Source organism: Sphingomonas sp. (assembly GCF_023266535.1).
In the GTDB taxonomy this organism is placed as follows: Bacteria; Pseudomonadota; Alphaproteobacteria; order Sphingomonadales; family Sphingomonadaceae; genus Sphingomicrobium.
This window is the reverse complement of sequence record NZ_JAHFPY010000020.1, coordinates 1-24,826: the sequence shown is the minus strand read 5'-3', so window position 1 is coordinate 24,826 and position 24,826 is coordinate 1. Positions and strand designations below refer to the sequence as shown.

Here is a 24,826-nt window from a genome sequence, read left to right as displayed (position 1 = left end):
CCCCTTGCTAGGCGAGCGTCATGACTTCGTCCATCGACCCCGTCGAGCTCGCCAAGGCGCTGATCGCCTGCCCCAGCACCACGCCCGCGCGCGGCGACGTGTTCGATGTGCTGGCGGCGGCACTCAGTGCGAACGGATTTGAAATCCATCGCTGGGTGATGGGCGAGGCGCCCGACGGGCCGACCGAGAATATGGTTGCGATTCGTGGGCAAGGCGCGCCGCACTTCGGCTTTGCCGGTCACCTCGACGTGGTCCCGCCCGGCGATGGCTGGGGCAGCGACCCCTTCAATCCGCTGGTCGAGGACGGCGTGCTGACCGGGCGCGGCGCCAATGACATGAAAAGCGCTATCGCCGCCTTTGCCGCCGCGGCTGCATCGATGCCGCAGGACAAGGGTACCCTGTCTTTCCTGATTACCGGCGATGAGGAGGGCTATGCCACCTACGGCACGCCGCGGATCATCGATTGGCTCAGCGAGCGTAACATCCGTCCCGACATGATCCTGATCGGCGAACCGACCTCGGTCGACCTCCTCGGCGACACCATCAAGATCGGCCGGCGCGGGTCGGTCAATTTGTGGATCGACGTTCCCGGGACGCAGGGCCACGTCGCCTATCCCCACCGCGCCGACAATCCGATGCCCAAGCTGGCGCGGGTCATCGCCGCGCTCGACGCGCTCCATCTCGACAACGGCACCGATGCTTTCCCGCCGTCCAACCTCGAATTCACCGCCGTCTCGACCCCAACCCAGGCTAGCAACGTCATTCCGGCCTCGGCGACCGCCCAGCTCAACATCCGCTTCAACAATCTCCAGCGCGGCGAGCATCTGGTGAAATTGGTCGAGGAGATCGCCGAGCGGGAAGCACCAGGTTCGACCGTTCGGGCGCGTATCTCGGGCGAGGCTTTCCTCACCCCGCCCGGCGAGCTCTACGACGTGGTAGTCACGGCGATCCGCGACGAAATGGGCATCGAACCGGAGCTGTCGACCAGCGGCGGCACTTCGGACGGCCGCTTCCTCATCCAGCTCTGCCCGGTGGTCGATTTCGGCCTGCCCAACGCCACCATGCACAAGGTCGGCGAGCATGCACGGGTCGAGGACATCCAGGCCCTCAGCCGCATTTATGGTCGAGTTTTGAAAAAGGTCTTCGGTTAGGCGACGCTGCGCGAGCCGCGGTCGGCGTTGCGGGTCCAGCTTAGATATTCTTCCTCGAACATCGGCTGGGCGAAGACAAATCCCTGGACCGTCTCGCAGCCCATCGCCCGCAATATATCGGCCTGGGCGACATTCTCGACCGCTTCGGCGACCACTTCGGCGCCGACGCCTTTGACCAGCTGGATTACCGCCTGGACGACAACGCGGGCCTTCTCGCTGCTTTCGATGTCAACGATGAGCGACGGATCGAGCTTGACCCGGTCGAGTGGCATCGAGCGCAATCGGGCGATGTTGGAATAGCCGGTGCCGAAGTCATCGATCGCGATCGACGCGCCGTCGCGGCGTAGCGCGGCAATCTCGGTCAGCACCGTCTCCGAACATTCCATCGCCGCGCTCTCGGTGAATTCCAGCTCGACCAGCGACAGCGGCACGCCGGCATCGCTGAAGCTGGCCCGCATGCGCTGGAAGAAATCGGCGCGGTCGAGCTGGCGCGGGCTGACGTTGAACGCCAACCGCCGCTTGATGCCCTGGGCATGCCATTCGGCCAGCATCGAAGCGACTTCGGCGATCACCCAGTCGCCGATGTCGGCGATGATCCCGGTCTGCTCGGCAATCGGAATGAAGGTGCCGGGCGAGCGCATCCCCTCGCGCGGATGGTTCCAGCGCAGCAGCGCCTCGGCACCGCTGACCTCGCCGGTGGCGAAGCTTAGCTGCGGCTGGAGGGCGAGGACGAACTCGCCGCGCTGGACGGCTTCACTGAGCGCGGCCTCGGTATCGACCTTGAGCTGATGCTCGGCGGCCAGTTCGTCGCTGAACAGGCAATAACGGCCGCCGCCACTATTCTTGGCCCGGTACATGGCGATGTCGGCGGCGCGCATCAGCGATTCGATGCCGGTGCCATGATCGGGGCCGATGGCGACACCCACCGAAGCACCGATATCGACGCTGTGACCGTGAAGCTCGAACGGTTCGGAAATGGCCAGGGCAATCCGGCGGGCAACGCGTTCGGCGTCGGCCGCTTCCTCAATCTCCGGGAAGAAAATCGTGAATTCGTCGCCGGCGAGGCGAGCGAGCAGCGGCCGCTGGCCGGTCCCTTCGCCAAGCTCGGCGGTGACCACCACGCGCAGCCGGTTGGCGACCATGATCAGCAATTGGTCGCCGCGGGCATGACCGAGGCTGTCGTTGACGTTCTTGAACCGGTCGAGGTCGACGAACAGCATCGCCGCCCTGGTCGCTGCCGGGCGGGCGGCGAGCATCTTGTCCGCTTCGGCGCGGAAATGCAGGCGATTGGGCAAGGAAGTGACCGGATCGTACATGCCCAGCGCATGGGCGTTTTCGATCGACGCGCGGACTTCGGCGAACAGGCTGTCGACCGCGGTTGCCAGCTTCGGCATGCACTCGCGAACGCTCTTCGGCGTGGGGCTGGTGAGGTCGCCCTGCTCGACGGCGAGCAGGCGATCGCCCAGCGCATTCAGGGCGCGGGCGCTCTCGCTGTTGGGGCGTTCGGAGGCGATGTAGCTAATCAGCAGGCAGAACATGCCGGCCCCGATCGAGGCCAGCACCTGTTCGTTGAACCTTGTGATGTAGAGGAAGGCAACCATCGAAAACAGGAACGAGGCAATGCCCGCCGCGCCCGACAACAGGGCGTTGCTGATTTTTTGTGCAGTCCCGTCCTTAACCGTGGAAATCTTGCCTGCCCCTTGCCACCCCGCGTGCGCGCAGCGGGAATCTTAAGAAAACAGGGCTAAACAGTTGAGGTTAAAAAAGGGTGGAATTCACCGGGGCTTCCGCAAAATAATGTAGAGGCTTCCGCCCCCGCCATGACGACGGTGAGCACCCCTCACGGCGGCGATTTGCGAGGCGTGACGCGATGCCGCCAGCCAGTCATGGACGGCGGCCCGGATCCGGCCCCTTGCCAACGGCGGCTCGCCCTGGCGCTGGTGCCCGGTAATTAACAGCAATACCCGATCTCCTGTGGCAATGGCCCGTTCCAGGCCATGGTCGATCGCCTGCCAGGCACGATCGAGGTTGTGACCATGGAGGTCGAGCGTCCGGTCGGGTTGGATTTGCCCCGAGCTGAGGCGGCGGTCCCAGCTGCCGTCAAGCGTTGACTGATGAAGGTTCTTGGGGGGTGCGGGAATCGGCTTGGTGGGCCGAGGGTCGGGCACGCGTCCCTTTGGTTTGGGTGCTGCCGAAATAGCCGGCGGTTGGTCGGCTGGCTGCTCGATCGGTTCACGCGACAATGGACGGATGGTCGCGGTAACCCGCGCCCAAAGCGCCGCTTCTTCAGCGGACAGGCTGCGCACGCGCCACCGTCCCCTTGGGTAGCAGGATCAGCGCCTGCCCCTTGGCCGACATGCCGCCGGCGATGCGCCGGGCATCGTCGCCCGCCCCCCAGAAAGTGTCGAACCGGTTGGCGCCCTTGATCGCCCCGCCGGTATCTTGCGCCACCCACAGGCCCGAAGCCTCAGACCGGTCGAGCACCAGGAACACCGGCGCGCCAAGCGGCACGAATCTCGGGTCCGCCGCGACCGAGGCGTGCGGTGCCACCGCGACATTGAGCGCGCCAAGCGGCCCCGGCCCGGTCAGTTCCTTGAAAAAGACATAGCTCGGATTCTCGCGCATCAGCGATTTGCCGCCGTCCGGCTGGGCCCGCATCCAGGCGACGATTGCATCTAAATTGGCCCCGCCCGGGGGCAGGATTCCGCGATCGCGCAGCAGCCGGCCGATGGCGACATATTCGCGGCCATTCTGGTCGGCATAGCCGATCCGCATGATCTGTCCGTCGGGCAACTTGACCCTTCCGGAACCTTGGATTTGCAGGAAAAACAGCTCGATCGGGTCGGCCGCCCAGCCCAGCTCCAGCGCGCGGTTGGCGAGCGCCCCATCCTCGATCTCGGCGCGCGTGTAATAGAGGATGCAAAGGCCTTCATGATCGACCCGGCCCCTGCCAGTACCATCCGGCCCATAGCAGCGCGCGAGATCGTCCGGCTTGGCGTAGATCGGCACTTCGTAGCCGTTTGCCGCCGTCCGCGAGCCGAGGATTTCCGGCTCATAATAGCCGGTAGCGAAGGCCTCCCCTGCCCCTACCCTCACCCATTCGAACCGGTCGCGAAAAAAGGCGGCGGCGTTGGCCTGCGGCAGACTGGCGGCCTCCTCGCACAGCGGCAACCAGTCGGCTGCACTGGTCAAACCGCTCTGGTCCTGGCGGCGGGTCAGTACCGGACAGCTCAGGCGGAAAGCGGCAAGCGCTCGCTCGGCTTCAGACGGGTTAAGATTCGCCGGTGCCGCCAAAGCCACACCAGCTTCGATCGCGTTTGCAGGAGGCGGCGCAACCGGGGGCGGTGGTGGCGTTGGTGTTGGAGTGGGAACCGGTGCCGGCGGCTGCGGTGCCGGCGGCGGTGCCCGCGTGGCGCAGGCGGCAAGGGTCAGCGTTGCAGCGAGCGCGAGCGCACGAAAGAGCGCGCTCACTCTTCCTCGTCGGTTTCGACCAATAGCCAGTTGGGATCGCGCGAGCTGATGTCGCGGCGGAACGTCCAGCGATCGCGGGTCTGGATCGCGTCCGACAGCGAGCCGGCCACGACTTCGCCGGCCGCATTGCGAGTGATGGCGGCGATATCCGCCTCGAACCGCACGGTGACCAAGGCGACGCTGCGCTCGATCTCGGCGGCGGCCACCAGCGCCTGGTCGATTGCCACCAGCCGGTTGTCGAGCACCAGCCCGTCCTTGGTCCGCTGTTCCACCGCCGAGGCGAACGTCTCGAGGACATGCCCGTCGACATAGGGCCGCATCGCCTCGACATCGCCTTTCCAGAACGCCTCGAGGATCAGGCGGTAGGCGCCCTTGCTGCCTTCGAGGAAGCGGGCCACGTCGAAAGTCGGGTCAGATGCAAGCATCGCGCGGACGCCGGGCCCGGCGGTCGGCAGATAGGCCAGCTCGTCGGGCTCGCTCGGCATCGCCGGTCCTGCAGCGCGCGGCGCCGGGCGCGGCTCGACCCGCGCGTCGGCCTCGCTGTCGGCCGGCTTCAGGATGGGCTGCTCATGCCCCGTGCGCTCGCCCAGCACGCTGTAGAGCCGGAGGCCGATGAACAATGCGACGAGCGCGAGGATGACGATTGCAGTCAATGATGATTCCGTTTCGAGCTACTCAATTAACACGCAACATAATCCCGACAACGCACATATTCAAAGGGCGCTCCATCGCATGGCCTCGCCATTGCACCGCAAAGGCGCGGCTGCTAGTCGCTCGCCCCGTGCTTTACGGGCCCAACCGGACCCGTTCTACCCTACCAACCGTTACGATTTTCCAAGGAAGTTTCATGGCCGACGAACAAGATCCGATCATTGATGCCCCCGAAGCCAATGGCCAGGGCGCCGGCGAGCAGCCGCAGGCACAGACGATCGCTCAATATATCAAGGATCTTTCGGTCGAGAGCCCCTCGGCGCCGCAGGTCTTCCAGTGGCAGACCCAGCCCGCGCTGGACGTGCAGTTCGGGATCAACGGCGGCAAGGTCGGCGACGACGTCCACGAAATCATCCTCAAGATCGAGGTCAACGCCAAGTCCGACAGCGGAACGCATTTCATCGTCGACCTGAGCTACGCCGGCCTGTTCGGCTTCCGCAACATTCCGGAAGAGGCACTGCCGCCGTTCCTGCTGGTCGAGGCGCCGCGCCTGCTGTTCCCGTTCGCGCGGCAGATCATCGCCGAAGCGATCCAGAACCTCGGTTTCCCGCCGGTGCTGCTCGACCCGATCGACTTCGCCAGCGCCTATATGGCGCAGTCCGACGCGCAGCAGCAGATCGACGGCCAGCCGGGCGGAGCGGGCGAGCCTCCGGTCGGCAACGCTTAACCGCCTGCCGGACGGCACATGAACCTCGTCAAGGCGACCGGCACCATCGGCGGCCTGACCCTGGTCAGCCGGATCGCGGGCTTTGGCCGCGAAATGCTGATGAGCCGGGTGATGGGCGCCAGCTGGCAGGCCGACGCCTTCTTCGTCGCCTTCCGGCTGCCCAACACTTTCCGCCGGCTGTTCGGCGAGGGCGCCTTTTCGGCCGGGTTCGTGCCGCTCTACGCGCAGCGGCTGCAAGGCGAAAATGGGGAGGCCGAAGCCAAGCATTTCTCCGAGGAAGTGCTGGCGGTGTTTGTCCCGGCGCTGGTCCTCTTCACCCTGCTGTTCGAGATCATCATGCCGCTCTTCGTGGCTGCAATCTCGGGCTATTCGGGCGAGAAACTGGGCCTGGCGACATTCCTGACCCGGATCACCTTCCCCTACCTCATCCTGATCAGCCTGGTCTCCCTTTTCTCGGGCATCTTCAACAGCCTCGCCAAATTCACCGCCGCCGCCTTCGCCCCGGCGCTGCTCAACATCACGATGCTCGCCGCGCTGATCTTCGTCCGCGACGGCGGTGAGGTCAGCGCCACCGCGCCGGCGATCGCGGTGACGATCGGCGGCGTGTTGCAGCTCGGCCTGTTGTGGTGGGCGGCGAGGCGCGCCGGGATCACGCTCAAGCTGCGCCGCACGCGCCTGACGCCCGGCGTCCGCCAGTTCGGCCGGGTGGTGATCCCCGCCACGCTCGGCGCCGGCGTGTATCAGATCAGCGCCTTCATCGACACTTTCTTCCTCGCCCGGATCGGCACCGGCGCGCTCAGCTATTTCAACTATGCCGACCGACTGAATCAGCTGCCGCTGGGCGTGATCGGCGCCGCACTCGGCACCGCCATCCTGCCCCAGGTCAGCAAGCATGTCGGCGCCAATGAGCCGCACATGGCGGCCAAGGTCCAGGGCCAGGCGGCCGAGCTGGCGATGCTGCTGTGCCTGCCCGCCGCACTGGCGTTGGCGGTCAGCGCCGGCCCGCTTGCCTCGGCCCTGTTCCAGGGTGGCCGCTTCACCGCCGAAGATGCCGGCCTGACCGCGCTCACTTTGTCGATCATCGTGCTCGGCCTTCCCGCCTATGTGCTGGTCAAGGTGCTGACCCCCGGCTTCTATGCGCGCCAGGATACCGCGACGCCGGTCAAGATCGCCTGCATCGTCCTGGTCGCCACGGTTGTCCTGAACTTCGCGCTGATCCCGCCGTTCGGGATCGCCGGCCTCGCCTCGGCGATCGCCATCTGCTCCTGGCTCAACTGTCTGATGCTCTATGTGGTGCTGCACCGCCGCGGTCATTTCCGGATCGAAGGCTGGCTGGCCAGCCGCATCGCCCGGCAGTTTGCGGCCGGCGCGCTGATGGTCGCCGCGCTCTACGCCATCAAGCTCGCCATTCCCGAATGGTTCACTGGTTCGGCCGGTCACCGGCTGGTCGGCGTGCTGGCCTTGGTCAGCGGCGGGATGGCGGTCTATTTCCCGGCCGTCTGGGTGCTGGGCGGCATGGACAAGGAAGACATCAAGGCGCTGCTCAGCAGGCGCGGCAAGCGCGGGAGTGATTCGGTATGAGCAAGGCCATGCGCGTCGTTTCCGGCATCCAGCCGACCGGTGATCTCCACCTCGGCAATCTCCTCGGCGCCATCCTGCGCTGGGTCAGGATGCAGGACGAGGCAGAGTGCCTGTTCTTCCTCGCCGACATGCATGCGCTGACGGTTGACATCGAACCGGCGACGCTGAGGTCCAACGTGCGCGAAATGGCGGCGGCGCTGATCGCCAGCGGGATCGATCCGAACAAGTCGATCGTCTTTGCCCACAGCGCGGTCCCGGCCCATGCCGAGCTGTGCTGGATTCTCAATTGCACGGCGCGAATGGGCTGGCTCAACCGCATGACCCAGTGGAAGGACAAGGCCGGCAAGAACCGCGAAGGCTCGAGCGTCGGCTTGTTCGACTATCCGGTGCTGCAGGCGGCCGACGTGCTGCTCTACCAGGCGACCCATGTCCCGGTCGGCGAGGACCAGAAGCAGCATATCGAGCTGGCCCGCGACATCGCGCTCAAGTTCAACAATGATTTCGATGTCGAGCTGTTCATTCCGCCCGAACCGTTCATCGGCGGCGGCACTGCGGCGCGGGTCATGTCGCTGCGCGACGGCACCGCGAAAATGTCCAAGTCCGACCCGTCGGAGCAGAGCCGCATCCATTTGACCGACAGCGACGATCTGATCGCCCAGAAGATCCGCAAGGCCAGGACCGATCCCGATCCGCTGCCCGACGATCCGGCGCTGCTCGAAGGACGGCCCGAAGCGAAGAATCTGGTCGGCATCATGGCGGCGATGACCGGCGCGACCGAGGCTGAAGTCCTAAAGCGCTTCGCCGGCCAGGGGTTCGGCGCGTTCAAGCCTGCCCTGGCCGATGCGGCGATCGCGCTAATCGGGCCGCTGCGCGAACGGCTGATCGAGCTTCGCCGCGACGAGGCCGCGCTCGACGCGATCCTCGCTTCGGGCGCGCAAAGGGCCGCCGAACTCGCCGCGCCGACCCTGGCGGAGGCCTATCGGGCGGTCGGTTTGCGCGACTAAGCCATTGAGTCGCAAAGGCGACCGTGGCGCTTCATCGTCTATTCAGCACGTTTCATGTTATGTTCTTGCCACGGGGTTTTCGACTCAGGGGTGAGAACGATGCGTATCAACAAATTGGCCGCCGCGGTTTTGCTTGGTGTATCGGCGCTTGGCCTGACAGGCTGCACCACCGGCCTCCAGACCAAGGTCTCCCGCTTCCAGGTGATGCCGGCCCCGCAGGGCCAGAGTTTCGTCGTTGCGCCGCTCAACGCCGCCGACATGGGCGGGCTCGAATTCTCGCGCTACGCCGAGCTGGTCGCGCAGCGGATGCAGGCCCAGGGCTATGCCCGCGCCGCCTCGATCGACCAGGCGACGATGGTCGTCCGGCTCGGCTACGGCGTCGACGACGGCCATACCGAGATCGTCCAGGATCCGTTTAGCTACGGCCGCTACGGGCGTTACGGGCTCGGCTTCGGCGGCGGATGGGGCGGCTGGGGCTATGGCCGCGGCGGCTATTTGTGGGGCTGGGACGATCCCTTCTGGTATGGCGGCTATGGCGGCTATGGCAGCTCGATCAGCAGCTACACTTATTATGTCAGCCAGCTCGACCTCGATATCCGCCGCAAGGTCGACAACGCCTCGTTGTTCGAAGGCAAGGCCAAGGCCCGCTCGCGGACCGACGAATTGGGCAAGCTGGTGCCGAGCCTGGTCGACGCCATGTTCACCGGCTTCCCCGGCACCTCGGGCGAAACGGTCAAGATCACCGTCCCGCCGGAAGGCAAGCAGACCGCGACCCGCTCCTATTGAGCGACGGGGCAAAAAAGTAGGGCCCGTCGGAGCGATCCGGCGGGCCCTCGACCAGTTGGGGACTGGACCTCTTCACCTCGGCATCCATCATGACGCAGTCATGATCGGCGCCCGTACCCCCCAGATCAGCCCTCCAGCTGGCGCGTCAGCAACCGGATGTCGGCGTCGAGCTCGCTATCCGCAGCGCGGAGCCGCTCGATCTGCTTGACCGCATGAATCACGGTGGTGTGGTCGCGTCCGCCGAAACGGCGGCCGATATCGGGCAGCGACTTGGGCGTCAGCTGCTTCGACAGATACATTGCCACCTGGCGCGGCCGGGCGACTTCGCGCGCGCGGCGGGCGGAGGTCATTTCCGCCTTGCGGATGCGGTAATGCTCGGCGACCTGGGTCTGGATCTCGTCGATCGAGATGCGGCGCTGGTTGGCGCGCAGCACATTGGCCAGCACTTCCTCGACAAAGGCGACGTCGATCGCCCGGCCGGTCATCATCGCATAGGCGGCGATGCGGTTGAGCGCGCCTTCCAGCTCGCGGATCGAGCTGGTGATGCGGCGGGCGAGGAACTCGACCACGGCGCGCGGCATCTCCACACCCGGGAGCGCGGTCAGCTTGGCGTCGATGATGTTGAGCCGGAGCTCATAATCGGCCGGGTTGATGTCGGCCACCAGGCCCCAGCTGAGGCGCGACAGGATGCGCGGCGCGATCCCGTCGAGATCCTGCGGCGCCCGGTCGGAGGTGATCACCAGCCGCCGGTTGGCGGTGATGATCTCGTTCATCGTGTGGAAGAATTCTTCCTGGGTCGAATCCTTGCCGGCGATGAACTGGACGTCGTCGATCAGCAAGAGGTCGGCGGAACGCAACCGGCTCTTGAAGCCGATCGTGTCATTTTCCTTCAGCGCGCGGATGAACTCGACCATGAACTTCTCGGCCGACATCGACACCACGCGCGCGCCGGGCCTGCGCTCGAGGAACGCCTGGCCGATGGCATGCAGAAGGTGGGTCTTGCCGCGGCCGGTGCCGCCATGGAGGAACAGCGGGTTGAAGGCGACGCTGTCGGCGGTAGCCAGCGTCCGTGCCGCCGTGGCAGCGACTTCATTGGCCTTGCCGACGACGAAAGTATCGAAGCGGTAGCGCGGATCGAAATTGGGCGCCGACGGATCGCGCTCCTGCGCGCTGGCCGGTGCGACCGGAATTTCCTCGAGGATCAGCAGCGGGGCGGGCTTGGGCCCGTCGGCCGACGCGACGATTCGCACGTCGCGCACGATCGGCAGCACGTTGCGCCAGGCCAGCGCCAGCCGCTCGCCGAAATGGCTTTGCACCCAATCGGCCATGAACTGGCTGGGCATGACGATATCGAGCTCACCGGAGTCGCCGTCGAACGCGCCCAGTTCGGCCGGCTTCAGCCAGCCGTCAAAGGTCCGCGCCCCGCAGTCGCGGCGAAGGCCGGCACGGATGGTTTCCCAGGCGGCTTCAAGGGGCGCTGCAACCGTGGCGACATCGGAGACACACAGATTTTCCCGACTGCCCTGCACTGGCGCGCGCCTCCCAAACTCTTACCTTGCCGGACATGAGAAACCGTCGCGCGCGATGCGAGTCGCGACACCGAATGCATCCTCAGTCCCTAGCCCCCCGGAGCGGATTCGCCGCCGGAAACTTCGTTTTGAGAGTCTGGCGCGCGTGATTCAAGTGCCGAATTTTCATCAATGTGAAATAAACGGGCTTGACAGAGGGAAGCCGCCAAAACTGGTAAAAATTGGCAGTTTTCTGGCAAAACCACTGATTGTGGAGAAATCCCGATTCCGCGAATCGCGGGAATCCCTAGACTTTTTTCGGTCACCGAAATGAAACGGTCCGCCGGTAAGTCCGACGGCCCGTCCCGAAACCTAACGTAAATCAAAAATTAACCGAGCGAAGCGACCCGCTTGGTCAGGCGCGAGAACTTCCGCGACGCGGTATTCTTGTGAATCACGCCCCGGGCGACTCCACGAGCCATCTCCGGCTGGGCTGCCTTCAGCGCCGCGGCGGCGTCGTCCTTCTTGCCCGAGGCAATCGCCGACTCGACCGCCTTGATGAAGGTGCGGATGCGGCTGACGCGGGCGCCGTTGATCGTCGCACGATTGGCGTTGCGGCGGATGCGCTTCTTGGCTTGCGGCGTGTTCGCCATCGAAAAGTCCTTATATTTCCAAATAAAAGCGGCGCGCGCCCATGGGGCCGCACCGGCGTGGCGCTCCCCCTAGCGTCAGGTCCGCGAATCGTCAACCGCCTGTGGCTAGCGCTGGCAAGTCGGGCAGAAGAAGGTCGAGCGGCCTCCCTGGGCGATTCGCTTGATCGTGCCGCTGCAGGTCCGGCATGCCTCGCCTTCGCGGTCGTAGACATCGAACTGCTTCGAGAAATAGCCGAGCTCGCCGTCGGGGGCGGCGAAATCCTTGAGCGTCGAGCCGCCGGCCCGAATTGCATCGTTGAGCACTTCGGGAATCGCCACGGCCAGCGCATCGAGCTTCGGCCTGCTGACTTTGCCGGCCGCTTTGCGTGGATCGATCCGCGCCCGGTAAAGCGCCTCGCAGGCATAGATGTTGCCGAGGCCCGCGACGATCCGCTGGTCAAGCAGCAACAGCTTCACCGCCGCACTTCGCCCCGCAAATCGCTCCTTGAGCCATTTGCCGTCGATGCCGCCGTCGAGCGGCTCGGGGCCGAGCGCCTTGAATGCCGGCCACTCGCTGAGCTCCGCCGTCGCCACCAGGTCGACCGAGCCGAACCGGCGCGGATCGCGCAGGTGCAGCCGCCTCCCTTCGTCGGTCTCGATCAGCAGATGGTCGTGCTTGCCGAGCTCATGCGGGTCGATCCGCCAGGCGCCCGACATGCCCAAATGGAAGATCATGGTGTCACCGCAATCGGTGTTGACCAGGCCATATTTGGCGCGGCGGCCGAGCGACATCACCCGCGCTCCGGTCATCCGCTGGCCGAGGTCTTTGGGGAAGGCCCGTCGCAGGTCGGCACGGCGCGTTTCGAGCCGCCGGATGCGCCGGCCCTTCAGCACAAGTTCCAGTCCGCGAACGGTGGTTTCGACTTCGGGCAGCTCCGGCATGTGCTGGCGTATGGCGAAGCGACGGCAACCCCGCTAGAGGCCCCATCCATGGATAAGGTCAATTTCGGCGATCAGCTGGTTACCCCGGCAGAAAAGACCCGGCGGGTCGGTGGTGTCTTTTCGTCGGTCGCGAGCAGCTACGACCTGATGAACGACCTGATGTCGGGCGGCATGCACCGGCTGTGGAAGAACCGCTTCGTCGCCAAAGTGAAACCGCGGCCGGGCGAGCAGATCCTCGACATGGCCGGCGGCACCGGCGACATCGCCTTTCGCATGGCCGCCAAGGGCGCGCAGGTCATGGTCAGTGACATCAATCCCGACATGCTGGAAGTCGGCAGGAAGCGGGCGGAGAGCCGCGGCATCCAGGGCCTCTCCTGGCAGGTCGAGAATGCCGAGGAGCTGAGTTTCGCCGACGCCAGTTTCGATGGCTACACCATCGCCTTCGGCATCCGGAACGTGACCGACATCCCGGCCGCGCTCAGGGAAGCGCACCGCGTGCTGAAGCGCGGCGGCCGACTGTATGTGCTCGAATTCTCGACCAGCGAATGGCCGGGCTTCGGTGAGCTTTATGACCGCTATTCGGAGCATGTCATTCCGCGCATCGGCAAGGCCGTCGCCAAGGACGAGGACAGCTATCGCTACCTGGTCGAATCGATCCGCCGCTTCCCGCGGATGGAGCAATTCAAGGCGATGATCGGCGAGGCCGGCTTCAAGTCGACCAGCGTCGAGCCGATCCTCGGCGGCCTCGTCGCCATCTGGGGCGGCTGGAAGACGTGATGCGCGCAGCAGCATCGCGCCCCGACGAAGGTCGGGGTCCAGTTAAAGCAAGCTTCCTGGGCCCCGGCCTTCGCCGGGGAACAGTCATTTGACCACTGCCGTCACCCACCTGTGGCGCCTGCTCAAATGGGGCAGGACGCTGGCCCGCCACGGCGCGCTGCAGGGGATCGAGCGCGATCCGCTGACCCCGCCCAACGTCCGCCGCCTGTGCCGCGTTGCCCGCTTCGGCATGACCATGCCGCAGGTGCCCGACTATGCCGCCGCGCTGCAGGAAATCGGACCGGCGGCGATCAAGCTCGGCCAGGCACTGTCGACCCGCCCTGATTTGGTCGGCGAGGCTGCCGCGGCCAATTTGCTGCAGTTGCAGGACGACCTACCGCCCGAGCCCTTCCCGGCGATCAAGGCGGCCATCGAACGGGCCCTGGAAGCTCCGCTCACTGCCTTGTTCAGCGAGTTCGATGAGGAGGCGGTCGGCGCCGCCTCGATCGCCCAGGTCCACCGCGCCGTCACTACCGAGGGCCGCGAGGTAGCGGTCAAGGTGCTCCGCCCGGGGATCGAGGAAGAGCTCGCCCGGGCGATCGAGACCTATGAATGGGCCGCCGCCCATGTCGAGCTGTTGGGCGGCGAGGCCGAGCGCCTCCGCCCCCGCCTGGTCATTGCTCATTTCAAGCAATGGACCCGGCGCGAGCTGGACCTGCAACGTGAGGCCGCATCGGCCTCCGAGCTGCGCGACAATATGGTCGCCGAGCCCGGCTTCCATGTCCCCGAAATCGACTGGACGCGGACCGCGCGCCGCGTGCTGACGCTCGAATGGCTCGACGGCATCAAGCTCAGCAAGCGCGACGAGCTGATCGCTGCAGGCCATGATCCTAAGGCACTGGCGACGACCCTGGTCCGTGCTTTCCTCCGCCAGGCGGTGGTCGACGGCTATTTCCACGCCGACCTCCACCAGGGCAATCTGTTCGCGCTGCCGGACGGGCGCGTCGCTGCGGTCGACTTCGGCATCATGGGCCGCATCGACCGCCAGGCGCGGCTGTGGCTGGCCGAGATCCTGTACGGCCTGATCACCGGCAATTACGACCGGGTCGCCGAGATACATTTCGAAGCGCAATATGTCCCGCCGCACCATAATGTTGCCGAGTTCGCGACGGCGCTGCGCGCGGTCGGCGAACCGATCCGCGGCCTTCCGGTCAAGGAAATCAGCATCGGCCGGATGCTCGAGGGCCTGTTCTCGATCACCCGCGATTTCGACATGCAGACCCAGCCGCACCTGCTGTTGCTGCAAAAGACGATGGTGATGGAAGAAGGGGTCGCGACCACGCTCGATCCCGACATCAACATGTGGGAGGCGGCCGAACCGTTCCTCAAGGATTGGCTGCGGACCGAGCTGGGGCCCGAGGCCTATTATGCCGACCGGATCGTCGACACGGTCCGCGCCTTCAAGCTGATCCCCGACCTCATCCGCCGCATCGACGCGGCCTATCCGCCGCCCGGCGGCGCCCCGCCCCCGCCCCCGCTGGCCGAGGTGGCGGTGATCGAGGGCAAGGGTTGGCTCGCCCCGCTGCTGCTGTCGCTTTCCTCCGCCGCCATTGCCGCCGCCCTGACATACTGGCTAGTAAGCTAGCGGATGAGCTGGGGGGCCTTTGAGACGCGGTTTCATTCCTGGTCCCGGGGCCCGGCACTGGCCGTCATTGCCGCTCTCCTCGCCTTGCTGGCTATGGCCTGCTGGTCGCCCGCGTCCGCTCCCGCGCCCAAGGTCCGCACTACGCAGGCCCAGCACAGCGACCTGCAACTCTACCGCGACATCATCACCCGCGTCCGCGCCGGCGATAATTATTACGCCGCCACCGCCGACGAGCTGCGCAAGGGCAATTACCCGTTGAAGCCCTTCTTCACCTTCCGCCTGCCGACCCACGCCACGCTGTACGCGGCGTTCGGCGAGCGGGTGATGGTGGCGCTGTTCTGGCTGCTGTCGGGCGCGCTGATGGTCGCCTGGTGGATCAGGCTCCGGGCGGTTCTGCCCGGGCCGCTGCTCGCCGCCACCCTGGTCCTGATCGCTGGCGGCCTCGGCGGTCTGCTCCAGCCGCAAACCGGCCTGTTCCACGAAAGCTGGGCGGCGCTGCTGCTGGCGCTGATGATTGCCCTCTACCGTCCGGAGCGCATCTGGCCGGCAGTGCTGGCCGGCGGCGCGGCGCTGATGATCCGCGAGCTGGCCTTACCGATGATCCTCGCCATGGGCGGGCTTGCATTACTGGAGAAGCGCTGGCGCGAAGCCGCGGCCTGGACCGGCGTCGTGGCGCTGCTTGCCGTCTATCTCGCCCTCCACGCCCATTGGGTCGGCCAGGTAGTGCTGCCCGATGACCCGCCCTCACCCGGCTGGTCGTCGATGCTTGGGCCGCAGTTCGCGCTCAAGAGCATCGCCAAGGTGACGTTCGGCATCCGCCTGCCGGCCGCACTGGCCTCGGCGCTGCTGATCCTGTCGCTGTTCGGCTGGGCATCGGTCCGCGAAGGATGGGCGCTCAGGGCCGCGATCCTGCTCGCCGGCTATGGTTCGATGATCGCGCTGCTCGCCCGCACCGATACTTTCTACTGGGCGCTGATCGCCGCGCCCCTGTCGTTTGCCGGTCTCGTTTTCCTGCCCAAGGCCTTTGCCGATCTCACCAAGGCCATTCGCCATATTCCGCATGAAGGAGCTTCCGCATGAGCCGATTTGCCCTTTGCCTCGCCGCCGCCGTGGCGATTTCCGTGCCGATGGCCGCCCAAGCTCAGCCTGCCGCCGCGGCAGCAGCCACCCAGGGCACGCACGCCCAGCTGGTCCAGCTGTTCGCCGACTGGCGCGCCTTCAACCATCCCAGGATCACCATGGGCCGGCCCGATTATGGCGCCGCCGCCATGGCCGCGCGGGCCGCCCGCCTGCCCGAATATAAGCAGCGCCTCGCCGCCATCGACCGTACCGGCTGGACCGCCTCGCAGAACGGCGACTACCGGCTGGTCGAGGCCGAAATGAACGGCCTCGACTTCTTCCACCGGGTGTTGATGCCCTGGGCGCGCGATCCTGGCTTCTACCAGACCATTTTCGCCGAAATGAGCGACGTCCCGGCCCACGAAGGCTCCTCGGCCGAACCCAATATCGACCTTCACAATTTCACTTACCCGCTGTCGCGGGCCGACGACGCCAAGCTGACCGAATTGATCGGCGCGGTCCCGGCGATGCTCGCCGACGCCCGCGTCAATTTGGCTGGCAGTCAGGCGCATGATTTGTGGGCCTATGGCGACCGCGCCTTCAACGAACAGGCCGAGGTGCTGGCCCAGCTCGAGGCCGGGACATTGGTGATGAACGACCTTGGTGGGCATCGCCCCGCCAGCCTCGCCGGCGCCAGCCCGAAGCTGCGCAAGGCCGTTCACGACGCGCGTATCGCCACCGAGCAGTTCGCCGCCTGGATTCGCGCCGAGGCACCGAGTCGCACCGGCCCGTCGGGCGTCGGCAAAGACAATTACAATTGGTACCTCAAGCACGTCCTGTTGAGCCCTTACGACTTCGACGCGCAGAAGGTGCTGCTGCAGCGCGAACTCGACCGTTCGCTGGCCTCGCTGCGGCTGGAGGAGGTGCGCAACCGCGCCGCGCCGCCGATCGCCGAAATCAGCGATCCGGCCGCCTACCGCGCGATGGCGGAACAGCGCCAGGCCAAGCTCTATGCGCTGCTGACCGATGCCGGTTTCATCGCCGACAAGCCCTTCTACCGCGATGCGCTCAATGGTCAGACCGGCAACTACACGCCGCCGGCCCAGCGCAACTTCTTCACCCATGTGACCGCGCTCGACCCGCTGCCGCTATCGAGCCACCAGTATCACTGGATCGAACTCGCCCGGCTGCGCCACGAGCCGCACCCCAGCCCGATCCGGCAATCCCCACCGCTGTTCAACATCTACGAAGACCGGTCCGAGGGCTTCGCAACGGCGATGGAGGAAATGGTGATGCAGGCCGGCCTCTATGACGACGAGCCGCATGGCCGCGAGCTGGTGTGGATCATGCTCGCCAACCGCGCCGCGCGCGGACTCGCCTCGCTGCGCGTCCAGGACAATGAGATCGGGCTGGCCGAAGCCGGCAAGTTCCACGCCGAATGGACCCCGCGCTACTGGTCCGACGCGTCGAGCCGCCTGGTCGGGTTCGAGCAGCTGCTCTACCTCCGCCAGCCCGGCTATGGCCCGAGCTACATCGTCGGCAAGCTGGAGCTGGACCATTTGCTGGCGGTCGCGTCGCACCGCGCCGAGGTCGAGCATCGCCCGTTCGTCTTCCGCGACGCCTTCGCCGCGATCCTCGCCTCGGGCATCGTCCCGCCGTCGATTATCGAGGACGAGGCCGCCGACCTTGCGAAGGCGGGCCGCTGAAGCCCATATCCACCGCATGAGCCGTATCCTTCTCATCGTCGGCGGCGGCATCGCCGCCTACAAGGCGGCCGAGCTGATCCGCCAATTCCGCAAGGAAGGGCATGAGGTAACGCCGGTGCTGACCGAGGGCGGCTCGCACTTCGTCACGCCGATGAGCCTCGCCGCGCTGGCCGAAAGCCCGGTCTACACTTCGCTGTGGGATTTGAAGGACGAGGCGGAGATGGGCCACATCCAGCTGTCCCGCGCCGCCGATCTGGTGGTCGTGGCGCCGGCGACGGCCGACCTCATCGCCCGGATGGCGGCGGGCGAAGCCAATGACCTTGCCACCACCCTGCTACTGGCGACCGACAAGCCGGTGGTGATCGCCCCGGCGATGAACGTCCGCATGTGGCAGCATGCAGCGACCCAGCGGAACATCGCGCAATTGAAGGCCGACGGGATCACGGTGCTGGAGCCCGACGAGGGGCCGATGGCCTGCGGCGAATATGGCCCTGGGCGGCTGCCGGAACCGGCCGATATTTATCAGCGGCTGGAAAAAATCCTCCCCGAGCTCGTCTCGGGGAGGGGGACCACGGCGCAAAGCGACGTGGTGGAGGGGCCGTTGGCTGGCAAGCACGTCTTGGTTACCGCCGGTCCCACCCACGAGCCGATCGATCCGGTCCGCGTCATCGCCAACCGCTCGTCGGGCAAGCAGGGTTTCGCCATTGCCGCCGCCGCCGCCCAGGCTGGGGCGCGCGTAACCCTGGTGGCCGGGCCGGTGTCGCTGCCGACCCCCGGCGGAGCCTGCCGGGTCGACGTCGAGACTGCCCAGCAAATGGCCGACGCAGTTGCCGAAGCATTGCCTGCCGATGTGGCGATCCTGGTTGCGGCCGTCGCCGACTGGCGGGTCAAGGCGGCGACCTCCAAGCTCAAGAAATCCGACGGCCCGCCTTTGCTCAAATTCGCGCCCAATCCCGACATTCTCGCCATGCTCGGCGAGCGCCCCGACCGCCCGACTTTGCTGATCGGCTTTGCGGCGGAAACCAACGACGTCGTCGCCAATGCCAAGGGCAAGTTGGCATCGAAGAAGGCCGACTGGATCGTCGCCAACGACGTTTCCGGTGATGTCATGGGCGGCAGCCACAACCGCATCCATCTTGTCACCAAGGACGGTGTCGAGGATTGGCCCGAAGCGGCCAAGGAAGACGTAGCCCGCCATCTGATCAGCCGCATTGCCGAGGAACTGGAGTGACCATAAGCATCCGCCTGACCCGCCTGCCCCATGGCGAAGGCCTGCCCCTGCCCAGCTACGCTACCCATGGCGCCGCCGGGATGGATGTGGTCGCGGCGGAGGATCTCGACCTCATGCCCGGCCAGCGGCACGCGGTTGCGACCGGCTTCAAACTGGCCATTCCCGAAGGCTATGAAATCCAGGTCCGCCCGCGCTCGGGCCTGGCGCTGAAGCATGGCATCACTGTCCCCAACACGCCGGGCACGATCGACAGCGACTATCGCGGTGAACTCAAGGTCATCATGATCAACCATGGTGGCGAGCCCTTCCCGATCCGGCGCGGCGAGCGCATCGCCCAGCTGGTTCCCGCCGCCGTCACGCAAGCCATTTGGGACGAGGTTGAAGAGCTGTGCGAAACCGCGCGCGGCGCGGGCGGGTTTGGCTCGACCGGCGGCCATGGCTCTCTCTGACGAAGAGCTCGACCGCTACGCGCGGCACATCGTCCTTCCCCAGATCGGCGGCGCGGGACAGCAACGGCTGAAGGATGCGAAAATCGCCATTGTCGGCGCCGGCGGCATCGGCTCGGGCGCGATCCCGGCCCTGACCGGCGCGGGCGTCGGTCATTTAACGGTCATCGACGACGACCGGGTCGAACTGTCGAACCTGCAGCGTCAGCCGCTCTACGCCGCCAATCAGGTCGGCGAGCGCAAGGCCGATCTCGCGGCGAGGTATATCGGCAAGCGCAATCCCCATGTCGAATGCCGCACGGTTCCCGACCGGATCGAGGCCGACAATGTCGACGCCATCTTGTCGGGCCACGATCTGATCATCGACGGTACTGACAATTTCGCGACCCGGCTGGTCGTCAGCGACGCAGCTGTACGGCTGGGCATCCCGCTGATTTCGGCCGCCGCCCAGCAATTCCAGGGCCAGGTTGCGCTGTTCCGCTCAAAACCCTGCTATCGCTGCTTCGTCGGCGATGCGTTCGATGCCGATGACTGCGATACCTGCGCCGAACTGGGCGTGCTCGGCGCGCTGACCGGCACCGTCGGCAATTTCGCCGCGCTGCTGGCGATCCGCGCGGTCACCGGCATTACCCCCGACGCCGCCGCAACCCTGCATTTGTTCGACGGGCTGAGCCTCAAATGGCGCCAAATCCACATCGCCGCGGACCCGGCCTGCAAGGCCTGCGGCTAGTCCTCCCCGGTACCGGGAGGGGGACCATTGGAGCGAAGCGAATAATGGTGGAGGGGCGGTTGAGCCGATTGGATACGCCCCTCCGTCAGCCCTTAGACTTCGTCCTTCGGCTGCCACCTCCCCGTTTCGGGGAGGATCGGCGACCCTTCGACGGCCCCTTGGCGGCCTTGGCGTCGATCAGGGCGACCGCCTCGTCCAGCGTCACTGCCTTGGGATCGGCGCTCTTGGGCAGCGTGGCGTGGGTCGCCCCGTCGCTGACATAGGGACCGAAGCGGCCTTCCATCACCTTGATGTCCTTACCGCTTTCCGGGTGTTGTCCGAGTGCCGCAATCGGCTCGCGCGAGCCGCCATTTTTGCGGCCCGCGCCTGCGGCCGCTTCGGCCAGCTTGACCACCGCCGCGTTCATGCCGGTGTCGAACACCTCGGCGGTCGAGCCCAGCTTGGCATATTTGCCGTCGTGGGCGAGGTACGGGCCATAGCGGCCGATCGAAGCAGTGATCGGCTTGCCGGTCTCGGGGTGCGGCCCGATCTCGCGCGGCAGCGACAGCAATTTCTCCGCCATCTCCAGGGTCAGTCCGTCCTGCGGCACATCCTTGGGCAGCGAGGCGCGCGCCCCGTCACGCTCCAGATAAGGCCCGAACCGCCCGCTCTTCAGCACGATGCCGTTACCGATCTCGGCAGGGCCTTCGCTGGCCGCTTCCTCGCCCTGCCCGAACCGCCGCGTATATTTGCAATCGGGATAGTTTGAGCAGGCGACGAAGGCACCGTAACGCCCGCCGCGCAGGCCCAGATGGCCTGTGCCGCACAAGGGGCAAAGGCGCGGGTCCGAGCCGTCGCCCTTGTCGGGGAACAGCCAGGGTGACAGGAAATCGTCGAGCGCCGCCGTGACGTCCGACGGCTTCTGGTCCATCACCTCGCCCGCCTTGGGCTTGAAGTCGCGCCAGAAGTCGTCGAGCAGCTTCAGCCAGTCGAGCCGGCCGCCGGAGACATCGTCCAGCTCTTCTTCCAGCTCGGCGGTGTAATCGAAGCTGACATAACGCTCGAAGAAGCGTTCGAGGAAGGCCGTGACCAGCCTCCCGCTCTCCTCGGGAATGAAGCGCGCCTTGTCGAGCCGGACATATTCGCGGTCCTTCAGCGTCTGCAGCGTCGCGGCATAGGTCGACGGACGGCCGATGCCGAGCTCCTCCAGCCGCTTGACCAGGCTTGCTTCCGAATAGCGCGGCGGCGGCTGGGTGAAGCTTTGCACCGCTTCGACCCCGGTCTTGACCGGCGCATCGCCGCTCCGCAGCTGCGGCATCCGCGCGCCTTCTTCGTCCTGGGGATCGTCGCGGCCCTCGTCATACAGCGCCATGAAGCCGGGGAAGAGTGTCACCTGCCCGGTCGCGCGCAGCGTCGCCCGCCCGGCCCCATCGGTCAGCTCGACCGTGGTCCGCTCGAGCCGCGCCGACGCCATCTGGCTGGCCAGCGCGCGGTTGAAGATCAGGCTGTAGAGCCGGCCATGGTCACCGCTCGCGGCATGATCCTTCGAAAAATCGGTCGGGCGGATCGCTTCATGCGCTTCCTGCGCATTCTTGGCCTTGCTGGTGTAGTGCCGCGGCTTGTCGGGCAGATAACCGGCGTCATAGCGGTCGGCGACGGCGCGGCGCGCGGCGCTGATCGCCTCGCCCGCCATCTGCACGCCGTCGGTCCGCATGTAGGTGATCAGGCCATCCTCGTAGAGCGACTGGGCGAGCCGCATCGTGTGGCTGGCGGCAAAGCCCAGCTTGCGCGCCGCTTCCTGCTGCAGGGTCGAGGTGGTGAAGGGCGGCGGCGGGTTCTTCGACAGCGGCTTGGTCTCGACCGAGGCGACCGTGAACCGCCCGTCCTCGACCACTTTCTTCGCCGCATCGGCCGAGCCCTTGTCGCCAATCGTCAGCCGGTCGATCTTCTGCCCGTCGAGCCCTACCAGCCGCGCCGTGAACGGCGTCCCGTCGGCCTCGAAGTTGGCGGAAACCTGCCAATATTCCTGGGCCTTGAAGATCTCGATCTCGCGTTCGCGGTCGACGATCAGCCGCAAGGCAACCGACTGTACCCGCCCGGCCGACTTGGCGCCGGGCAGCTTACGCCACAGGATCGGCGACAGCGTAAATCCGACCAGATAGTCGAGCGCGCGCCGCGCCTTGTAGGCGTCGATCAGATCCTCATCGAGCCCGCGCGGATGGGCCATCGCCTCGGTTACCGCGCTCTTGGTGATGGCGTTGAAGGTGACGCGCTCGACCTTGGCCGGGAGCGCCTTCTTCTTCCTCAGCACTTCCTGGACGTGCCAGCTGATCGCCTCCCCCTCTCGATCCGGGTCGGTGGCGAGAATCAGCGCATCGGCGTCCTTGGCCGCGTCGGTAATGGCTTTCAATTGCCTGGCCTTGTCGGGATAGCTTTCCCAATCCATGGCGAAGCCCTCGTCGGGCCGCACCGACCCATCCTTGGCCGGCAAGTCGCGGACATGGCCATAGCTGGCCAGCACCTTGTGGCCCGGCCCCAGATATTTCTCGATGGTTTTCGCCTTGGCGGGCGATTCGACGACGACAAGCTTCAACGGGTGACCCCTTTACGTATGTACGCGCGATTGTCGGGCCGGAGAATCTAGGCCGTCAAGCTCACCTTGTTGCCGGCATGGCGATCGAGCCTCCCGGCCAGGTCCAGCTCGAGCAATACCAGCTGCACCGCGCCCGGCTCGGCGCCGGATAGCCGGACGATTTCGTCGACCGGGACCGGCGAGTGGCCCAACAGTTCCTCGACCCGTAATCGGATGTCCGGCTCGGCCTCGGCCGCCTGGGGCGCATGCGGCTCGAACGGCCGCGTCGGGCTGGCGACCTTGCCGTTGAGGCCGCTGATCGCCTCGATCACGTCGGCGGCGGTCTGGATCAGCGTCGCGCCGTCGCGGATCAGCTGGTTGCAGCCCTGGGCGCGCGGGTCGAGCGGCGATCCCGGCACCGCCATCACTTCGCGGTCCGCTTCCGCCGCCAGCCGCGCCGTGATCAGCGAACCCGACTGCGGCGGCGCCTCGATCACCACCGTCCCCGCCGCCAGCCCGGCAATGATCCGGTTGCGATAGGGGAAGTGGCGCGCCCTCGGCTCGGTTCCCGGCGGCATTTCGGCGATCAGCAGGCCGCGCGCCGCAATATCGGCCTGCCGCGCCGCATTTTCGGGCGGGTAGGCGACGTCGATCCCGCCGGCGATCACCGCGATCGTGCCGCTGTCGAGCGACCCGTCATGCGCGGCGCTGTCGATCCCCCGCGCCAGGCCCGACACGACGGCAATTCCCTCTTCGCCCAAATCGTGCGCTAGGCCGCGCGCATAGCGGCAGGCGGCGGCGCTGGCGTTGCGCGCGCCGACGATCGCCACCATCGGCCGGTCGAGCAACGCCTGATTTCCCTTGGCGGTCAGCAGCGGCGGCGCATCCTCCTGCATGGCCAATGCCGACGGATAGAGGCCCTGGCCCAACACCAGATAGCGCGCCCCGGCCTTCTCGGCCGCGTCGATCTCGCGCTCCGCCTTGTCTTTCGGAAAGACAGCCGGGGTCCTGCCCCCGCCCCGCCGCGCCAGGTCCGGAATCGCCGCCAGCGCCGCTTCCGCACTCCCGAACCGCAGCAGCAACTGACGATAGGCGATCGGCCCGATCCCACCCGTCCGGATCAGTCGCAGCCGGTCGATGAGGTCGGCCGGCGCGCTCAATCCTTCTTGCCCACGCGCGGCTCCTCGCCCTTCACCAGGCGACGGACATTTTCACGATGTTGCCAGATGACCAGCAACGCGAAGCCGAGCAGCATGGGAAATATTTGTTGTTCGTCGAGCACCGCCGCGGTGACCGGTGCACTGGCGGCGGCAATCATCCCGGATACCGAGCTGATGCGCAGGAACAGCAGCAGCCCGAACCACAGCAGCGCGTAGACCAGCGCCGCCTGCCAGAAGAGCGGGATCAGGATGCCGAGCAGCGTGGCGACGCCCTTGCCGCCCTTGAACCTCAGCCACACCGGATAGAGATGGCCGAGCAGCGCTCCTGCGGCGGCAAAGTTGACCGCTTCGGGCCACAGCCGCTGGGCGATCATCACCGCCGCCGCACCCTTGGCGAGGTCGAGCAGCAGCGTCGCTGCGGCCAGGCCCTTCGATCCGGTCCGCAGCACATTGGTCGCACCGATATTGCCCGATCCGATCTCGCGGATGTCGCCCTTGCCGGTCCAGCGGGTCAGCAGCAGCCCGAACGGGATCGAGCCGAGCAGATAGCCGGTGACCAAGGCAAGGATCGTCGATGCCCCCATGGCCTATCGGTAGCAAAAGCAACTGGGCACGCAACTTTGTTCGTCATTGCGAGCGGAGCGAAGCAATCCAGATATGGCGCTGGATTGCTTCGTCACCACGTTCCTCGCAATGACAGGATCAATGGACCCCAATTCTCCCTTGCTCTTTTTTGATTCGGGCGTCGGCGGCCTTTCCGTGCTCGGCCCGACGCGGCAGCTGCTGCCGACAGCGCCGATCGTCTATGCCGCCGACAGCGCCGGCTTTCCCTATGGCAAGCGGACCGAGGCCGAACTGGCCACCCGGGTTCCCGCCCTGCTCGGCCGGCTGGTCGAGCGGTTCCATCCCCGCCTGGTGGTGATCGCCTGCAACACCGCCTCGACCATCGCCCTCGACCATGCCCGCGCCGCGCTCGACATCCCGGTGGTCGGTACCGTCCCTGCGATCAAACCCGCCGCGGAACTGTCGAAGAGCAGGGTGATCGGCGTACTCGGTACGGAAGCGACCGTGCGCCAGCCCTATGTCGAC

General features: G+C 66.3%; 23 protein-coding genes. 13 read left to right on the top strand and 10 right to left on the bottom strand.

Going from position 1 to position 24,826, the window contains the following annotated elements; genetic code table 11:
• Positions 1-20 precede the first annotated feature (20 nt).
• The gene (dapE, locus tag Q0C64_RS04710; RefSeq protein ID WP_294121170.1) at positions 21-1,151 is read left to right on the top strand and encodes a succinyl-diaminopimelate desuccinylase; all 1,131 of its coding nucleotides are present in this window, start codon (positions 21-23) and stop codon (positions 1,149-1,151) included.
• Here dapE and Q0C64_RS04705 read toward each other — a convergent pair.
• The 4 genes from Q0C64_RS04705 to Q0C64_RS04690 all read right to left on the bottom strand — a co-directional run bounded on the left by Q0C64_RS04705 (position 1,148) and on the right by Q0C64_RS04690 (position 5,275).
• Positions 1,148-2,791, bottom strand: coding sequence for an EAL domain-containing protein (locus Q0C64_RS04705; RefSeq protein ID WP_294121169.1), 1,644 nt, complete (start codon positions 2,789-2,791; stop codon positions 1,148-1,150). The two genes, dapE and Q0C64_RS04705, sit on opposite strands and share 4 nt — an antisense overlap.
• Positions 2,792-2,926: 135 nt before the next feature.
• Complete coding sequence (locus tag Q0C64_RS04700) at positions 2,927-3,457, bottom strand: Smr/MutS family protein (protein WP_294121168.1); 531 nt, start codon at positions 3,455-3,457, stop codon at positions 2,927-2,929.
• Positions 3,438-4,451 carry a murein transglycosylase A gene (locus Q0C64_RS04695; RefSeq protein ID WP_366004298.1) on the bottom strand — a complete coding sequence of 338 codons (1,014 nt, stop codon included), beginning with the start codon at positions 4,449-4,451 and terminating at the stop codon, positions 3,438-3,440. The genes Q0C64_RS04700 and Q0C64_RS04695 overlap by 20 nt, the downstream gene beginning before the upstream one ends.
• A gap of 167 nt (positions 4,452-4,618) precedes the next feature.
• Entirely contained in the window at positions 4,619-5,275 is a 657-nt protein-coding gene (locus tag Q0C64_RS04690) for a Tim44/TimA family putative adaptor protein (protein WP_294121167.1), read from the bottom strand.
• Between the two features lie 194 nt (positions 5,276-5,469).
• Between Q0C64_RS04690 and secB the strand changes: the two genes are divergently transcribed.
• The 4 genes from secB to Q0C64_RS04670 all read left to right on the top strand — a co-directional run bounded on the left by secB (position 5,470) and on the right by Q0C64_RS04670 (position 9,371).
• On the top strand, positions 5,470-6,000 hold the full coding sequence (gene secB, locus Q0C64_RS04685) for a protein-export chaperone SecB (protein ID WP_294121166.1): 531 nt from the start codon (positions 5,470-5,472) through the stop codon (positions 5,998-6,000).
• Positions 6,001-6,018: 18 nt separating this feature from the next.
• Positions 6,019-7,581 carry a murein biosynthesis integral membrane protein MurJ gene (gene murJ, locus Q0C64_RS04680; protein WP_294121165.1) on the top strand — a complete coding sequence of 521 codons (1,563 nt, stop codon included), beginning with the start codon at positions 6,019-6,021 and terminating at the stop codon, positions 7,579-7,581.
• Positions 7,582-7,589: 8 nt separating this feature from the next.
• The gene (gene trpS, locus Q0C64_RS04675) at positions 7,590-8,585 is read left to right on the top strand and encodes a tryptophan--tRNA ligase (protein WP_294121183.1); all 996 of its coding nucleotides are present in this window, start codon (positions 7,590-7,592) and stop codon (positions 8,583-8,585) included.
• Positions 8,586-8,684: 99 nt separating this feature from the next.
• Positions 8,685-9,371: a DUF4136 domain-containing protein gene (locus Q0C64_RS04670; RefSeq protein WP_294121164.1), complete on the top strand. Its 687-nt coding sequence runs from the start codon at positions 8,685-8,687 to the stop codon at positions 9,369-9,371.
• Positions 9,372-9,496: 125 nt separating this feature from the next.
• On the opposite strand, the gene dnaA is transcribed toward Q0C64_RS04670, so the two are convergent.
• The 3 genes from dnaA to mutM all read right to left on the bottom strand — a co-directional run bounded on the left by dnaA (position 9,497) and on the right by mutM (position 12,453).
• Complete coding sequence (gene dnaA, locus Q0C64_RS04665) at positions 9,497-10,900, bottom strand: chromosomal replication initiator protein DnaA (RefSeq protein WP_294121163.1); 1,404 nt, start codon at positions 10,898-10,900, stop codon at positions 9,497-9,499.
• 368 nt (positions 10,901-11,268) lie between these two features.
• Entirely contained in the window at positions 11,269-11,532 is a 264-nt protein-coding gene (gene rpsT, locus Q0C64_RS04660) for a 30S ribosomal protein S20 (protein ID WP_294121162.1), read from the bottom strand.
• A gap of 105 nt (positions 11,533-11,637) precedes the next feature.
• Positions 11,638-12,453 (bottom strand): bifunctional DNA-formamidopyrimidine glycosylase/DNA-(apurinic or apyrimidinic site) lyase, encoded by an 816-nt coding sequence (mutM, locus tag Q0C64_RS04655; protein WP_294121161.1) that lies wholly within the window; start codon positions 12,451-12,453, stop codon positions 11,638-11,640.
• 48 nt (positions 12,454-12,501) lie between these two features.
• Here mutM and ubiE point away from each other — a divergent pair, with 48 nt between their 5' ends.
• The 7 genes from ubiE (at position 12,502) to Q0C64_RS04620 (ending at position 20,026) form a co-directional block, all read left to right on the top strand.
• Positions 12,502-13,230: a bifunctional demethylmenaquinone methyltransferase/2-methoxy-6-polyprenyl-1,4-benzoquinol methylase UbiE gene (gene ubiE, locus Q0C64_RS04650; protein WP_294121159.1), complete on the top strand. Its 729-nt coding sequence runs from the start codon at positions 12,502-12,504 to the stop codon at positions 13,228-13,230.
• Positions 13,231-13,318: 88 nt separating this feature from the next.
• Positions 13,319-14,854, top strand: coding sequence for a 2-polyprenylphenol 6-hydroxylase (ubiB, locus tag Q0C64_RS04645; RefSeq protein WP_294121157.1), 1,536 nt, complete (start codon positions 13,319-13,321; stop codon positions 14,852-14,854).
• A 93-nt stretch (positions 14,855-14,947) separates the two neighbouring features.
• Complete coding sequence (locus Q0C64_RS04640) at positions 14,948-15,934, top strand: hypothetical protein (RefSeq protein ID WP_294121155.1); 987 nt, start codon at positions 14,948-14,950, stop codon at positions 15,932-15,934.
• On the top strand, positions 15,931-17,619 hold the full coding sequence (locus tag Q0C64_RS04635; protein ID WP_294121154.1) for a DUF885 family protein: 1,689 nt from the start codon (positions 15,931-15,933) through the stop codon (positions 17,617-17,619). Before Q0C64_RS04640 ends, Q0C64_RS04635 begins: the two co-directional genes overlap by 4 nt.
• Positions 17,620-17,635: 16 nt before the next feature.
• Positions 17,636-18,850 carry a bifunctional phosphopantothenoylcysteine decarboxylase/phosphopantothenate--cysteine ligase CoaBC gene (gene coaBC / locus Q0C64_RS04630; protein WP_294121153.1) on the top strand — a complete coding sequence of 405 codons (1,215 nt, stop codon included), beginning with the start codon at positions 17,636-17,638 and terminating at the stop codon, positions 18,848-18,850.
• Positions 18,847-19,299: a dUTP diphosphatase gene (gene dut / locus Q0C64_RS04625; protein WP_294121151.1), complete on the top strand. Its 453-nt coding sequence runs from the start codon at positions 18,847-18,849 to the stop codon at positions 19,297-19,299. The genes coaBC and dut overlap by 4 nt, the downstream gene beginning before the upstream one ends.
• Positions 19,286-20,026 (top strand): HesA/MoeB/ThiF family protein, encoded by a 741-nt coding sequence (locus tag Q0C64_RS04620; protein ID WP_294121150.1) that lies wholly within the window; start codon positions 19,286-19,288, stop codon positions 20,024-20,026. Before dut ends, Q0C64_RS04620 begins: the two co-directional genes overlap by 14 nt.
• 85 nt (positions 20,027-20,111) lie before the next feature.
• Here the strand turns inward: Q0C64_RS04620 and topA are convergent, their stop codons facing one another.
• The 3 genes from topA to plsY are packed head-to-tail and all read right to left on the bottom strand — an operon-like array spanning position 20,112 to position 24,321.
• Positions 20,112-22,598 carry a type I DNA topoisomerase gene (gene topA / locus Q0C64_RS04615; RefSeq protein ID WP_294121148.1) on the bottom strand — a complete coding sequence of 829 codons (2,487 nt, stop codon included), beginning with the start codon at positions 22,596-22,598 and terminating at the stop codon, positions 20,112-20,114.
• A gap of 47 nt (positions 22,599-22,645) precedes the next feature.
• A complete protein-coding gene (gene dprA, locus Q0C64_RS04610) occupies positions 22,646-23,737 on the bottom strand; it encodes a DNA-processing protein DprA (RefSeq protein WP_294121146.1) in 1,092 nt (363 codons plus the stop codon).
• Complete coding sequence (gene plsY / locus Q0C64_RS04605) at positions 23,734-24,321, bottom strand: glycerol-3-phosphate 1-O-acyltransferase PlsY (RefSeq protein ID WP_294121144.1); 588 nt, start codon at positions 24,319-24,321, stop codon at positions 23,734-23,736. The genes dprA and plsY overlap by 4 nt, the downstream gene beginning before the upstream one ends.
• Positions 24,322-24,442: 121 nt before the next feature.
• On the opposite strand from plsY, the gene Q0C64_RS04600 reads away from it, so the two are divergent.
• A partial coding sequence (locus Q0C64_RS04600; protein WP_294121142.1) for an aspartate/glutamate racemase family protein occupies positions 24,443-24,826 on the top strand: 384 nt, incomplete at its 3' end.